The organism is Erythrobacter aurantius (assembly GCF_023823125.1).
GTDB classification, from domain to species: domain Bacteria; phylum Pseudomonadota; class Alphaproteobacteria; order Sphingomonadales; family Sphingomonadaceae; genus Erythrobacter; species Erythrobacter aurantius.
Genome location: NZ_CP090949.1, coordinates 1879087 through 1893072 on the forward strand (window position 1 = coordinate 1879087; position 13986 = coordinate 1893072).

Annotated in this window: 15 protein-coding genes; 8 read left to right on the top strand and 7 right to left on the bottom strand. The window is 62.2% G+C overall.

Features of this window, described 5'->3' with window-relative positions; genetic code table 11:
- The first annotated feature begins 34 nt into the window (after positions 1 to 34).
- Positions 35 to 592 carry a LemA family protein gene (locus L1K66_RS08940; RefSeq protein WP_252257555.1) on the top strand — a complete coding sequence of 186 codons (558 nt, stop codon included), beginning with the start codon at positions 35 to 37 and terminating at the stop codon, positions 590 to 592.
- A gap of 197 nt (positions 593 to 789) precedes the next feature.
- Complete coding sequence (locus L1K66_RS08945) at positions 790 to 1995, top strand: type III PLP-dependent enzyme (RefSeq protein WP_252257556.1); 1206 nt, start codon at positions 790 to 792, stop codon at positions 1993 to 1995.
- A 14-nt stretch (positions 1996 to 2009) separates the two neighbouring features.
- Here the strand turns inward: L1K66_RS08945 and L1K66_RS08950 are convergent, their stop codons facing one another.
- The 6 genes from L1K66_RS08950 to murI form a co-directional block, all read right to left on the bottom strand.
- The gene (locus tag L1K66_RS08950; RefSeq protein ID WP_252257557.1) at positions 2010 to 2540 is read right to left on the bottom strand and encodes a helix-turn-helix transcriptional regulator; all 531 of its coding nucleotides are present in this window, start codon (positions 2538 to 2540) and stop codon (positions 2010 to 2012) included.
- Positions 2537 to 3178, bottom strand: a complete 642-nt coding sequence (locus L1K66_RS08955) for a cytochrome b/b6 domain-containing protein (protein ID WP_252257558.1) — start codon at positions 3176 to 3178, stop codon at positions 2537 to 2539. Before L1K66_RS08955 ends, L1K66_RS08950 begins: the two co-directional genes overlap by 4 nt.
- Before the next feature lie 112 nt (positions 3179 to 3290).
- Complete coding sequence (locus L1K66_RS08960) at positions 3291 to 3983, bottom strand: nitroreductase (protein WP_252257559.1); 693 nt, start codon at positions 3981 to 3983, stop codon at positions 3291 to 3293.
- Between the two features lie 82 nt (positions 3984 to 4065).
- Positions 4066 to 4923 (bottom strand): TauD/TfdA dioxygenase family protein, encoded by an 858-nt coding sequence (locus tag L1K66_RS08965; RefSeq protein ID WP_252257560.1) that lies wholly within the window; start codon positions 4921 to 4923, stop codon positions 4066 to 4068.
- Positions 4924 to 4956: 33 nt separating this feature from the next.
- Complete coding sequence (gene hemA, locus L1K66_RS08970) at positions 4957 to 6177, bottom strand: 5-aminolevulinate synthase (protein WP_252257561.1); 1221 nt, start codon at positions 6175 to 6177, stop codon at positions 4957 to 4959.
- A 171-nt stretch (positions 6178 to 6348) separates the two neighbouring features.
- Positions 6349 to 7146, bottom strand: a complete 798-nt coding sequence (gene murI, locus L1K66_RS08975) for a glutamate racemase (protein ID WP_252257562.1) — start codon at positions 7144 to 7146, stop codon at positions 6349 to 6351.
- Between the two features lie 116 nt (positions 7147 to 7262).
- Between murI and plsY the strand changes: the two genes are divergently transcribed.
- The 6 genes from plsY to L1K66_RS09005 all read left to right on the top strand — a co-directional run bounded on the left by plsY (position 7263) and on the right by L1K66_RS09005 (position 13343).
- Positions 7263 to 7862: a glycerol-3-phosphate 1-O-acyltransferase PlsY gene (plsY, locus tag L1K66_RS08980; protein WP_252257563.1), complete on the top strand. Its 600-nt coding sequence runs from the start codon at positions 7263 to 7265 to the stop codon at positions 7860 to 7862.
- 16 nt (positions 7863 to 7878) lie between these two features.
- A complete protein-coding gene (gene dprA, locus L1K66_RS08985) occupies positions 7879 to 9039 on the top strand; it encodes a DNA-processing protein DprA (RefSeq protein WP_252257564.1) in 1161 nt (386 codons plus the stop codon).
- Positions 9039 to 9671, top strand: coding sequence for a glycerophosphoryl diester phosphodiesterase membrane domain-containing protein (locus L1K66_RS08990; protein WP_252257565.1), 633 nt, complete (start codon positions 9039 to 9041; stop codon positions 9669 to 9671). Before dprA ends, L1K66_RS08990 begins: the two co-directional genes overlap by 1 nt.
- A gap of 103 nt (positions 9672 to 9774) precedes the next feature.
- A complete protein-coding gene (gene topA / locus L1K66_RS08995; protein WP_252257566.1) occupies positions 9775 to 12318 on the top strand; it encodes a type I DNA topoisomerase in 2544 nt (847 codons plus the stop codon).
- Positions 12319 to 12387: 69 nt separating this feature from the next.
- Complete coding sequence (locus L1K66_RS09000; protein ID WP_252257567.1) at positions 12388 to 12711, top strand: hypothetical protein; 324 nt, start codon at positions 12388 to 12390, stop codon at positions 12709 to 12711.
- Positions 12712 to 12833: 122 nt separating this feature from the next.
- Positions 12834 to 13343, top strand: coding sequence for a response regulator (locus L1K66_RS09005; RefSeq protein WP_330221221.1), 510 nt, complete (start codon positions 12834 to 12836; stop codon positions 13341 to 13343).
- Positions 13344 to 13346: 3 nt separating this feature from the next.
- Here the strand turns inward: L1K66_RS09005 and L1K66_RS09010 are convergent, their stop codons facing one another.
- Positions 13347 to 13985 carry a hypothetical protein gene (locus L1K66_RS09010; RefSeq protein WP_252257568.1) on the bottom strand — a complete coding sequence of 213 codons (639 nt, stop codon included), beginning with the start codon at positions 13983 to 13985 and terminating at the stop codon, positions 13347 to 13349.
- Between the last annotated feature and the right edge of the window lies 1 nt (position 13986).

The following is a 13986-nucleotide window of genomic DNA, read 5'->3' on the forward strand; positions in this document are numbered from 1 at the left end:
TGATGACCTAGCCCGGTAAAGGAGGGATGGACAAATGGGATTTTCGACCTGGATCGTTCTTGGCGCGCTGGTGGTGATCGCCTTCGTGGTGATCGGCATCTACAACCGGCTCGTCGGCCTCAGGCAGAACGTGCGGCAGGGCAGGGCCGATATCGACGCGCAATTGCGCCAGCGGCACGATCTCATCCCCAATCTGGTCGAAACGGTGAAAGGCTATGCCGGGCATGAGGCGTCGACGCTCGAAGCGGTGATCCAGGCCCGCAACGCGGCGGCCAAGGGTGATCCCGACAGCGGCAGCGAAAAGGGGCTGCGCGTCGCGCTCGACAATCTGCTCGCGCTGGGGGAGGCCTATCCCGATCTCAAGGCCTCGGCCAATTTTCAGGAATTGCAGCGCGAGCTTGCCGATATCGAGGACAAGCTTGCCGCCGCCCGCCGTGCGCTCAATGCCGCGGTGGCCCGTTACAACACCGCGCGCGAGAATTTCCCCGCCGTTCTGGTGGCCGGATCGCTCGGTTTCCAGCCCGCCGATTTCAACCAGCTTGACGACAGCGAACGCGGCACCGTGGATCAGGTCCCGCACGTCGGATTTTAGACTTTTTCGGAACTTTCACTGCTGCGCCCGTTGGTTAGGTAAATGCCGGACGGGAAAAGCGCGTTTGCACACGCGATTTTCATTGCGCAGCCGCTGATAGTGTCTATATGCGCCCTTCTTCTGCCCCAAGGGACATGACCGCAAGGCAGGCTCGTAACCGTTTGGTTGAACACTGAACCTTTAGGGGGTCCCTTGAGTTGCACATCTATCCTGACGCCCAGGCTGTAGCGCGGGCACTTCGCCCCGACGAACCAGTCATTCTCAATCGCCCGCATGCCGCGCGGCGCGCCGCCCGTTTCTTTGTCGACAAGTTTCCCGGCAAGGTTCTGTATGCGGTGAAGTCCAACCCCGCACCCGATCTGATCGAGGTGCTGTGGGACGCGGGCGTGACTCATTACGATGTCGCCTCGATCGCCGAGGTTCGACTGGTGCGCGCTGCGCTGCCGGAAGCGACCTTGTGCTTCATGCACCCGATCAAGACGCCTAGCGCCATCCGCGAAGCCTATTTCAAGCATGGCGTGAAGACCTTCAGCCTCGACAGCGTCGAAGAGCTGGAGAAGATCGTCGAGGCCTGCCGTAATCCCGAAACCGGCGAAGCTGCGCGCGACCTGCGCCTGTGCGTTCGCCTGCGTGTGTCTTCGGAATATTCGGAGCTGTCGCTGGCGTCGAAATTCGGCTGCGACCTGCTCGAAGCGCCTGCGCTGTTGCAGCAAGTCCGCCAGCATTGCGATTGGCTGGGCATCTGCTTCCACGTCGGCAGCCAGGCGATGACGCCGTTTGCCTTCGTCCAGGCGCTTGACCGCACCCGTGCCGCGATTGCCGAAGCTTCGGTGGTGATCGACATGATCGATGTCGGCGGGGGTTTCCCGTCGATCTATCCGGGCATGGAGCCGCCGCCGCTGGAGGACTATTTCCAGATCATCCACCAGCACTTCTACGCGCTGCCGATCGCCTACAACGCCGAGCTGTGGTGCGAACCGGGCCGTGCGCTGTGCGCCGAATATTCGAGCATGATCGTCAAGGTCGAAAAGCGTCGCGGGAACGAATTGTACATCAACGATGGCGCTTACGGCGCGCTCTACGATGCGGCGCATGTCGCGTGGCGATTCCCGGTGGAGGCGCTGGAAGACGATTTGCGCGACGCCAAGGAAGACTTCGCCTTCTACGGCCCGACCTGTGATGATGCCGACTATATGGCCGGTCCCTTCGCTCTGCCCGGAGACATCCAGGCTGGCGATTTCATCGAGATCGGAATGCTGGGGGCATACGGCGCAGCGATGAAGACCGGCTTCAACGGTTTCGGCGAAGCCGAAGTCGTTATCGTCGAGGACGAACCGATGATGAGCATGTTCGACGGCAGCCGCGTGCGCGTCGACAGCGATAATGTGGTGAGTTTGCGCTAAGGGGTGATTTCGGATTATGCGGGCTGGCTTGATTCCTCGCCCGGACCGATCTCGATCAATTCATCGAGAAACAGGCTTGCAAGAGCGTGGCGCGATCCGACTCCGGCCTTGGCGTAGATTGACGTTAGTTGCGCTCTCACGGTCCCCTCCGCCACGCTTCTGAGGCCGGCTATTTCGCCGGTTTCAAACCCTTTCAGCGCAAACAGCGCGACTTCGCTTTCAGCATCGCTCAGGCCCCATTCGCTGAAGCGCTGGGTTATGACATCGGCAATGGCTCCGCGCGCCAGCTTGAGCGTCTGCTCGTCGCGCCGCGACTGTTCGATCATCCGGCGGGTCTGCCACGCGCCAAGGCCCACGCCCGCCATCAGGGCGAGGGCAATCACCACTTCCGCGATGATGTGCAGGCCCCATTCTCCCGCCGCCAGATCCATCGCCGCGTCGGCGATGAAAAAAACCGCAGCAACCGCTTGGATCACGACGATCGCGGCGACCAGCGAGATGCGCAGGCCGCCGCGGTTTTGCGTCGATGTTGATGCCTTGGTCATTTCCCTCCGGGCAGCATTGCCGTGATTGTCCGCTTGCCACTGCGTGCGGTTTCGAATGCCACGCCGCCAATATGCAGCAGGATCAGCAGATAGAGAAGGTTGACGGCTATCTCGTGCACTTCTTCCAGCACTTCCTCGCCTTCGTCTTCTTCGCCGCCTTCGCCATACTCATCATCTTCGCCGTGCTCGCGATACTCGCCATGCTCGCCTTCTTCTGCTTCGCCCGAAATGATCTGGGCCGGAGTGGTCGAAGCGTCGATGGCTGGCGGGGCACCTGCCATTGCGATGCCACTGGCAACGATCACGCCAATGCAGGCCCAGATCGCATAAGCCATCAGCGCGCCCAGCGGATTGTGCGAGTCATGCTCTTCACGCCGCCCTTCGCGGATTGCCCGGATATGCGCCAGCGCGCGCGAAGGGCTTGGCGGGAAAGAGGCAAAACGCGCCGGGCGGGTGCCAATCACGCCCCACAGCAGCCTAAGCGAAAGCAAGCCGGCCAGTGTGTAGCCCGCCCAGATATGCGCAATCGAGCCTTCGCCCACGATCAGCGCGTTGCACACCACAATAGCGGCAACGCCCCAATGGGTTATCTTCACCAGCGGGTCCCAGCGTTTCGCGGGTGTCTGGTCCTGTGTCATCGTATTCCTCCGCAAGAAATTGCAGAAGGAACAATGCGCCCGAAATGCAGGGCTTTCGATTGGAGTGGCGCTTATGCAGGGCGAATAAGCAGATGCTTATGCCCGCAGCGGATCAATCAAACCCCACGAACCGTGCCGCTTCGTCAACACTGCGGCGGGTGATCTTTACCGGGTTGGCGGGGAAATCCGGATCGGGCCAGCCCATTGCGATGGCTTTCATGATGACCTGATCGTCCGGGATATTGGCGTGTTCGCGCACTACGGGCGATTGCATGATCCCTTGTGAGTTGATCACACAACCGAGCCCGCGTGACCATGCCGCGTTGACGAGCGCGGTGGTGACAGCGCCGCAATCGAACACAGTGTCGTCGGCGTTGGACAGTTCCTTGTCATAGGTGACGATAACACACACCGGCGCATCGAACTGGCGGAAACCGCGTAGCACCCAGTCCTGCCGCTTTTCCTTGTCGTCGCGGCCGATGCCCATCGCTTCGAACAGCTGGATCGCGCAGCCGACCTGACGATCGCGGTGCACGCCCTGAAACGGGTGACCCTTGCGGAATTCGCGGCTGTCGGGTTCGCCCGCCAGAATGCGCTCGGTATTGCCCTTGCGGATGCGATCGAGCGGTTCGCCGGTGATGACGTGGAAGTGATAGGGCTGGGTGTTCATCGAGGACGGCGAACGCATCGCCATCGTCAGCACTTCCTCGATCAGCTCTCGCGGAACAGGCTTGTCGAGATAGCCCCGGATCGAGCGTCGCCCGAGGACGACTTCGTCATATTTCTGATCTGGATTGCCGTACACGCATCACTCTCCCGAATCTGTTTGCGAGGAGAGCTAGCGCAGCACGGGGCTGCCGCAAAATCCCCTACGGAAAGCGTCCGGTTTACGGGGTGAAAAAGGGGCGATCCCCGGCAATCGTCACGCGTTCCATCACCCGGCGGGCGGGGAAGTAATCGGATACGGCGAAATGCTGGCACACACGGTTGTCCCAGAAGGCAACCGATCCCGCCTGCCAGCGGAAGCGGCACTGGATCTCCACGTCCCATGCTGTCTTGTAGAGATGATCGAGCAGCCAGCGCGATTCCTCCTTCGACAGCCCCTCGATATGGCTGGTGAAGGCGGTGTTGACGTAGATCGCGCGCTCGCCCGTTTCGGGATGGGTGCGGATCACCGGGTGGCGCATCGGCGGATAGGTGTCGTGCAATTCCTCGGGCTGCTTGCCCAGCCGTTTGGCAAAGACGCGGCTGATGTCGTGCACCGCCGTCAAACCTTCGCACAACCGCTTCATCTGGTCGCTCAGCCGTTCATAGGCGAGGTGCATGTTCGCAAACAGCGTGTCGCCGCCACATTCGGGCACTTCGCGGGCGAGCAGGATGGACCCGAGCGAAGGGCATTCACGCCAGGTCACGTCGGAATGCCAGTGGTTCTCCTGCCCACGGCTTTTCGTCCCGTAGGCGATCTTCAGCACCTCGGGGTTGGGCTGGTCCTTGGGTGTGGCCGGGTGCACTTCCAGCTCGCCGAAATGGCGTGCAAAGGCGATATGCGCTTCCTGCGTCAGGTGCTGATCGCGAAAGAAGATGACTCCGTGCTTCAGCAGAGCGGCGCGGATTTCGGGGACGCGTTTGGCAATGTCGGGAGCGCCCAGATCGATGCTGTGGATTTCCGCGCCGATGGCGGGTGTCATCGGACGTATATCGAGCGTGCCCGTATCGAGCTTTGCCCGGTCGGATGTGGTGGCCATTTTCCTCTCCCTCTTGCGGGAGAGTGTGCCGCCTTACGCCGCCTCGCGCAATTCCATATCGAGCCGGTCCCAGATTTCGACGAGTGCCTCGGTCAGCTCGGTCATCATCGCTTCGGTGTGATGCGGGCCGGGGGTGAAGCGCAGGCGCTCCGTCCCGCGCGGAACCGTGGGATAGTTGATCGGCTGCACATAGACGCCGTATTCGGCCAGCAGAATGTCGCTGATCTTCTTGGCGCGCACCGGATCGCCGACCATCAGCGGAACGATGTGGGTAACGCTGTCCATCACCGGCAGGCCGGCTTCGGCAAACTTCAGCTTGAGCATGGCGGCGGCCTGCTGCTGCGCGTTGCGCTCGACATTGGAAGACTTGAGGTGCTTCACCGATGCGAGCACGCCCGCGACCAGAACGGGCGACAATGACGTGGTGAAGATGAAGCCAGGGGCATAGCTGCGGATGCAGTCGACGACCTTGTTGCTCGCCGCGATATATCCGCCCATCACGCCGAACGCCTTGCCCAGCGTACCTTCGATGATGTCGATGCGGTGCGCGGCGTTGTCGCGCTCCGAAATGCCGCCACCGTGATCGCCATACATGCCCACGGCGTGGACTTCGTCGATGTAGGTGAGGGCGTTGTATTTCTCGGCCAGATCGCAGATCGCGTGGATCGGGGCGACATCGCCGTCCATCGAATAGACGCTTTCGAAAGCGATCACCTTGGGGGTGTTGGCGTCCTCGGCGGCAAGCAGCTCTTCGAGATGCGCCACGTCATTGTGGCGGAACACCCGCTTTTCACAGCCCGAATTGCGGATGCCGGCGATCATGCTGGCGTGGTTCAATTCGTCCGAGAAGATCACGCAGCCCGGCAGCAGCTTTGCCAGCGTCGAAAGCGTCGCATCGTTCGAGACATAGCCGGAGGTGAACAGCAGCGCTGCATCCTTGCCGTGCAGTTCGGCAAGCTCGCGTTCCAGTTCGACATGCAGGTGCGTGTTGCCACCGATGTTGCGTGTGCCGCCTGAACCCGCGCCGACATCGTGCAGTGCCGCCTCCATTGCGCCGATGACGACATCGTGCTGGCCCATGCACAGGTAATCGTTGGAGCACCAGACCGTGATCGGCTTTGGCCCGTTGTGACCGTGGAAACACCGCGCATTGGGATAGGCACCCTTGTTGCGCATGATGTCGATAAACACACGGTAGCGGCCTTCTTCGTGAAGACGGTCAATCGCCTGGTCGAAGATCTGGTCGTAATTCATGTCTCACGCTTCATGTCTGGTGTGGACGGCACGGCTTTCTCCGCGCTCTTGACGTCCAGATTCCGAATACACACAGGCCATACAACCCGTCGACGGCCCAAAGGTTTCAGACGACTATCTAAGGAGTCAAAACGGGCTTGGCCACAGCGATCTTTGCGAGCGATTTGCAGGTCAAAAAGCCGCTGCGGCGCTGAATTCGCGAGAGGAAAGTGCAGCGTCCAACCCGCTCGCCGCGTCAATCGGGCCGGTGACGATAAAGCGGTTCGGCCCGGTCTTTTCCATCGGCTGCCCATCGAGCAGATGCGCGATCCGGCGCGCGATCCCGGCCGCCCCGTCAACCAGTTGGACCTGCGGGCCGAACACCAAGCGCAGTTCATCGGCGAGCAGCGGGAAGTGTGTGCAGGCCAGCACCAGCGTATCGATCCGGTCGCCGCCGGGCATGGCGCGCAAAGCGTCCGCCACGCGCTCTATCACCGCCATGTCGACCGGCTCGCCGCGCAGCTTCGCCTCTGCCGCGCCGACGAATTCGGGCGCAGCGATCCGCAGCAGGGTCTTGTCGGCTGCAAACTGGTGTTCAAGCTCATCGACATAGCGTTGTCGAATGGTCGCTTGCGTGCCGATCAGGCCGATTGCGCCGGTTTGGGTCATTGCGGCGGCGGGCTTGATCGCGGGGACTGTGCCGACAATCGGCACTTCCAGCACCTCGCGCACATTTCCCAGCGCGATGGTGCTCGCCGTGTTGCAGGCGATGCAGACGAGACGCGGGCGGAACCGTTCGCTCATCCGCCCCAGCAGCCCGGCGACGCGGGCGGCAACCTGGGCTTCGGTCTTTTCGCCATAGGGCAGGCCCGCCAGATCGGCGGCATAGATCACCGGCGCACCCGGCAGCACCTCGCGCAGCGCGTCATAGACGGTCAGCCCGCCAACGCCGGAATCGAACAGCAGGATGGGGGAGGACTTTTCCGACAAAACTATCTCCGTTCGGGCTGAGCTTGTCGAAGCCCTGTCCTTTTCTTTTCGATGCGGGGCATTAGAAGAAAGTACCGCCCTTCGACAAGTTCGGGGCGATAGGTTGAGAGGGATTCGTGGAACCAATACTCGCAGCGCTTCTGGGATATCTGTCCGGATCGATCCCCTTCGGCCTGCTGCTGACAAAAGCGGCGGGGCTGGGCGATGTACGCCAGATCGGCAGCGGCAACATCGGCGCGACCAATGTGCTGCGCACCGGGAACAAGGGGCTGGCGGCAGGCACGCTGTTGCTCGATCTGATCAAGGGGCTGGCCCCGGTGCTGGCGGCCGGGATGATCTGGGCCGGAGACATGGGCGATGTCGCTAAGGCTTTCGCTGCCGGTGGCGCGGTGCTGGGGCATTGTTTCCCGGTCTGGCTCGGTTTCAAGGGCGGGAAGGGTGTGGCGACCAATGCGGGCGTATCCTTCGGCCTCGCCTGGCCTGTCGGGCTGGCCTATGCGCTGATCTGGCTTTCGATGCTCGGTATTTTCCGGATTTCCAGCCTTGCCGGGATGAGCGCGGTCGTCGCCGCCGCTGCCGCATCGGCGCTTTTCGGTTATCCGCAATTCTTCCCCGTTCTGGCCGCGATTGCGGCCCTGATCATCTATCTCCACCGCGAGAATATCGGGCGGCTCATGAAAGGTGAGGAGCCGAAAATCGGCGCCGGCAAGAAATGACGGAAACGCTCATCTGATGGAGCAAACGGGGTCGCAGCCAAAGCTCAGCCAGCCGGAAGCCTTCGCGCGCATCCGCCTGTTGCGTTCGCCCAATATCGGGCCGGTCAGCTATCGCGCCTTGCTTGCCCGGTTCGGGACGGCAGCGGACGCGCTGGAGGCGCTGCCCGATCTCGGATCGCGCGGGAAAACGCCTTATCGCCCGATCGCGGCAGACCGGGTCGAGCGCGAGGTAGAGGCGGTGCGCGCGGCGGGTGCGCGCTACCTGTTCCACGATCAGCCCGATTATCCCGCGCTGCTAGGCGAATTGGAAAGCGCGCCCCCGATTGTGACTTGCCGGGGCAGGCTCGAACTCGCCAATGCGCCTTGTGTGGCGATGGTTGGCGCGCGCAACGCCAGCGCGGCGGCGGTGAAGCTGGCACGCGATTTCGCGGCCGAACTGGCGAACGCGGGTTTCACTGTCGTCAGCGGTCTTGCGCGCGGAATCGACGGGGCAGCCCATGAAGCGGCTTTGGGAGCGCATGGCGGCGGCACCATTGGCGTGATCGCCAGCGGGATCGACATTGCCTACCCGCCGCAGCACAGCGATTTGCAGGAGCGGATCGCCACCGAAGGCTTCCTGATCGCCGAACAGCCCCCCGGCACCGAACCGCGCGGGCGGCATTTCCCCAGCCGCAACCGGATCATCGCCGGGCTGGCAAGCGGCACTCTGGTGGTGGAGGCCGCGCCGCAATCCGGATCGCTGATCACCGCAAGGCTGGCCGGGGAGGCAGGGCGCGAGGTCATGGCGATCCCCGGTTCCCCGCTCGACACACGCTCGCACGGCTGCAACCAGCTGATCCGCGACGGGGCGGTGCTGGTCAGCACGCCGGACGAGGTGATCGAACTGCTCGAAGGCTTCACCGGCGCGCCGCGATCAAGCTTTCGGGTCGAGGATGCGGGCGCACCTTTCGACTATGCCGAACTGAGCAAGCTGCAATGGGGCGAGGCACGGGCCGATCTGAGCGGCGACATCACCAATCTGTTGACCAAGGCTCCAATCGGGATAGACGAACTGATCCGCCAATCGGGCGCAAGCGCGGCAGAAGTGCACATGGCGCTGCTCGAACTCGAACTGGCGGGCGGGATTGAACGGCATTCGGACGGGGCGGTCAGCCTGTCCGGCGCTACGGGGGATTGATGGCGGGACTGAAGCTTTACGAAACGATCGATATCTGGTCCGAGGCCCGGCGGTTGCTGGTTTCGGCCAAGGGGACGCTGGGCGCCTATCTCGTGATCATGACGCTGTCGGAAACCGTGGTTGACCGGTTTCCCGAAATTGTCCCCGTCGGATGGGCTGGCTCGGCGATTACGCTTTTCATGTCCTACTGGCTGACCATCAACATGCTCTATTTCGGGGGATTGGCTCCGAACGGAGTGCAAAAAGGGCTGTTGGCCTTTCTGGGCCTCACATTCCTTTATGCGATTGTGATCGGCCTTGGCTGGGTAGCCTTGGTGTTTCCCGCATTCTATTTCGGAATCCGTTTCTCTGCCGTGCTGGGATATGGAATGGGCGAAACGGGTGATTTCAGGGACGCATTCGGGCGATCCTGGAATGCGACCAAGGGCCATTTCTGGGAAATCGCCGGGGCGCTGTTCGTGCCGCTTGTCCTGTCCGTGATTTCCTTTGCGATCATCGCTTCGTGGGCGGACAAATCGCTTCAGGTGCCGCTCGGCCCCACAATCATGTCCAATTTCTTCGCCGCCGCAACCGGTGCGACCCTGATCGCGATCGGTTTGGGGGTCTATGCCGCGGCGCGCACGAGAGTGTAGATTTCGGCTTGCCTCGGGCGTCATCAAATCCCACTTGACGCTTCCCGAAGCCGGGCCCCACTCTCGCGCGTACGTACACGTGTAAGGAAATCAGACCTCTCTCATGCAGCTTGTCATCGTTGAATCGCCCGCCAAGGCGAAGACCATCGAGAAATACCTCGGCAGCGACTTCAAGGTCCTGGCCTCCTATGGCCATGTCCGAGATCTGCCACCCAAGGACGGGAGCGTACGGCCCGATGAAGACTTCGCGATGGACTGGGAGTTGTACCGGGACAAGCAGAGCCGCTTCAAGGAAATCGCCGACGCTGCAAAGAATGCCTCGCGGCTGGTGCTGGCAACTGACCCTGATCGCGAAGGCGAAGCGATCAGCTGGCACGTTCAGGAACTGCTGAAGAAGCGCAAGGCCCTGCCGACCAAGGTTGACCGCGTGACATTCAACGCGATCACCAAGCCCGCCGTGACCGAAGCGATGGGCAAGCCGCGCGAGCTCGATCAGCCGTTGATCGACGCCTATCTGGGCCGCCGCGCGCTCGATTACCTGTTCGGCTTTACCCTTTCGCCGGTGCTTTGGCGCAAGCTGCCCGGTGCGAAATCGGCGGGGCGGGTGCAATCGGTCGCCCTGCGCCTGATCGTTGACCGGGAGCGCGAAATCGAGGCTTTCCGGCCTGACGAATATTGGTCGGTCCTCGCCAAGCTGGAGCATGACGGGACACAGTTCGACGCGCGGCTGGTGCGCTACAAGGGGGACAAGCTGGAGAAGCTCTCGCTTGGCGAGCAAGGCATCGCCATGGAGGCGAAAGCGGCTGTCGAGGCAGGTCGCTTCACCGTTGAGGATGTCGAGAAAAAGCCGCTGAAGCGCAATCCTGCGCCTCCGTTCACCACGTCGACCATGCAGCAGGAGGCCGCGCGCAAGCTCGGCTTCTCCGCCAGTCACACCATGCGGCTGGCGCAGTCGCTGTATGAGGCGGGCGCGATCACCTATATGCGGACCGACGGCGTGCAGATGGACGGCAGCGCGATTGCCGCCTGTCGCCAGGCAATCTCGGAGCGGTTTGAAGCGTCATACTGCCCCGAAAAGCCGCGCTTCTACAGCACGAAGGCAAAGAACGCGCAGGAAGCGCACGAGGCCATCCGCCCGACCGATTTCAGCCGCGATCGCGCCGGGACGGGCGATGAGGCAAAGCTGTATGCGCTGATCTGGAAACGCGCCATGGCCAGCCAGATGTCGACCGCGCAGCTTGAACGCACCACGGTCACTCTGCGCGATGCGACCGGCCAGCATGAACTGCGCGCGACCGGGCAGGTTGTGGTCTTCCCTGGCTATTTCGCGGTCTATCAGGAAGGCTTCGACGATCAGGACGAGGATGAGGACGGCTTGCTTCCGCTGCTGAAGAACGGCGATCTCCCGGCCAAGAACGCCGTTGAGGCGACCCAGCATTTCACCCAGCCGCCGCCGCGCTTTTCCGAAGCAAGCCTCGTCAAACGGCTTGAGGAACTGGGCATCGGCCGTCCGTCGACCTATGCCTCCACCATCCAGACGCTGCGCGATCGCGATTACGTGCGGATGGAGAAAAACCGTTTCTTTGCCGAGGAATCCGGGCGCTTGCTGACGGCGTTTCTCGAACGGTTCTTCCCCACCTATGTCGCCTATGACTTCACGGCGGGCATGGAGGATGAACTCGACACGGTTTCGGACGGGCGCGAGGATTACAAAAAGCTGCTCGCCCGCTTCTGGGCGGACTTCAAGCCCAAGGCTGACGAGGTGATGGAAAAGCTACCTTCGGAAGTGACCGAGGTGCTCGACGATTACCTATCCGACTACCTGTTTCCGCCGCGTGATGATGGCAAGGATGCGCGGATGTGCCCGCTGTGCGAGCAGGAAGGCCGCGCTAATGGCCGCCTGAGCCTGCGCGGGGGCAAGTTTGGCGCGTTCATCGCTTGCCACAACTATCCCGAATGCAAGTACACCCGCCGTTTCGCCCAGCCGGGCGCGGACGGAGCCGATCCGGCAGAGGAAGGCGTGATGGGGCAGCACCCGGAAACCGGTGCGGACATCCACCGCAAGTCGGGACGGTTCGGCCCCTACATCGAGATGGAGGAGGACGGCACCAAGAAGCGAGCCTCGATCCCCAAGGACCTGGACGATTTCGATCTCGATTGGGCGGTGAAGCTGCTGGACCTGCCGCGCATCATCGGCGCGCATCCCGAAACGGGCAAGGAGATAGAGGCCGCGATCGGGCGCTATGGCCCCTATCTGCGGCACGACGGGAAATACGCCAAGCTGTCGAACACGCGCGAAGTGTTTGAAACCGGCATGAACGCGGCGGTCGCGCTGCTGGCCGAAGCTGCCAATCGCAAAGGCGGCGGGCGCGGGGCCAAGGCGGAGCCGATCAAGACGCTGGGCGAACACCCCACCAGCGGCGGCGAGATCAAGGTGATGCCGGGCCGATACGGCCCCTATGTCACCGACGGCACCACCAATGCGACCATTCCCAAGGACGTGAAGCCCGAGGATATCGAGGCGGCGCAGGCGATCGAACTGATCGACGCGCGCGCGGCCAAGGGACCGGCCAAGAAAAAGGGGCGCAAGAAAGCCGCCCCCAAGAAAAAGGCCGCTCCGAAAAAGAAGGCCGCTGCCAAGGGCTGAACGCTTACGGCGTTGGCAATTCGTTTAGTATTGTCGCCTATCCCTGTCGTCAGACCAGGGACAAGTGCCATGATTGAGATCGAAGTCCAGAACGAGACTCACCAAAGCCAGCAGCGCCTTCGCTTTGCGGCGGTGCCGCGCATTGGCGAAGGAATTCGCCTGAGAGAGCCCGATGGCATCTGGGCCAGCTATGACGTGATCGACGTTTGGTATCAGAAAGCCGAATATGGCGACATCTGGATGCCCTATCTGCACGTCTGCATGACTCCAGGCGAAAGCGCCGCAGGGCAAGACGCAGAGTTTGACGATTTCGACGAAGACCTTGCGCATGATCTGCGCAACGAAGGGCACTTCGCCTCGCTGGCAGGGGAGGCAGAGCCATTCAAAATCTGATCAAACGCACGACCGGCCCGCACAAGCAGGCACAGGGTTCCGAAGGCGAAACGCTGGCCGAAAAGCTCGCCCAGGCGGAGCGCAACCGTGCCCGTGACACGCATGTCCCCGAAGGCGAACCTGTGGAAGCTCCGGATGACGTGCAGGAGCTGATCGATCCGGTCAGCGGCGAAGTTGTCGAGCCGGACAAGGATTTCGATGCCATCGTGCGCGCGGCAAAGGCCATGCGCGACGGTGCGGCCCCGGCACAGGCGCGGCAGGCGGCGCAGAAAATGTGCCTGATCGTCGATGACAGCCGCGTGATCCGCAAGGTGTCGAGCAAGATCGCGAAATCGCTGGGCTATGTCCCGGTGGAGGCGCAGGACGGTTTCGAGGCGCTGGCGCGTTGCCGCAAGGCGATGCCGCATCTGATCCTGACCGACTGGGACATGCCGGAAATGGACGGGCTGGAGTTCGTCAAACAGCTCCGCGCCATCCCCACGCCCAAGGCGCCGGTGGTGGTGTTCTGCACATCGAAGAACAAGCCCGCCGATGTCCACGCCGGAATTCAGGCAGGCGCAGACGACTACATCGTCAAACCCTTCGACGAAGCGGCACTGCGGCACAAGCTGGAGCGGCTGGGGCGGGGGTAACGCTCAGCTGATACTGAGGCCCTGATAATCAGTCCTTTGCCAGCCGCCGTCAGGCAGACGGGTGTAGATCTCTATTCCGGTTCCGCCGCACAACGGGCCACAACCGTGGCCGTACCACATGAAAGCCTTGCCGCGATCGAAATCGACCAGCGGGATCGACAGGACATATGTCTCGTATTCGTAGGACATGTCCTCAAGGTTTACGGGAGGTGAGTCTTCACTAGGGGCAGGTGTGTGTGAACGCGCCCGGTGAAGGGCGGTCAGCTCACCGCATTGCTCGATGGCGCTTTCCTTGGTGAGTGCGAGGAATGCGCCCGCTCTCTGCCGGATACCCACGCTCTCGGGATCGCCATTTTCATCGTCAACCAGATAGGCGAACAGCAAGTCAGCTTCCTCTGCCGGCATGTCGAACCCCGATTTGCTGGCATCGGTGAGGACGACAGGCTTGTCGGCTTTCTCCATCCTGCTTTTCGCAAAGTCGGTGACGATCGAACAGCCCACTTCGCGTGCATCGGCGCTTATGTAAGGGGAAATGTCGATGCTGATCGAAGTCTCCACCCCGCCGGAATCCATGGCCGCCGTTTCGTCCGGCCCACTTCCCGAACAACCGACCAGCGCGGCTGCGGCAGGCAAGATGAGCATG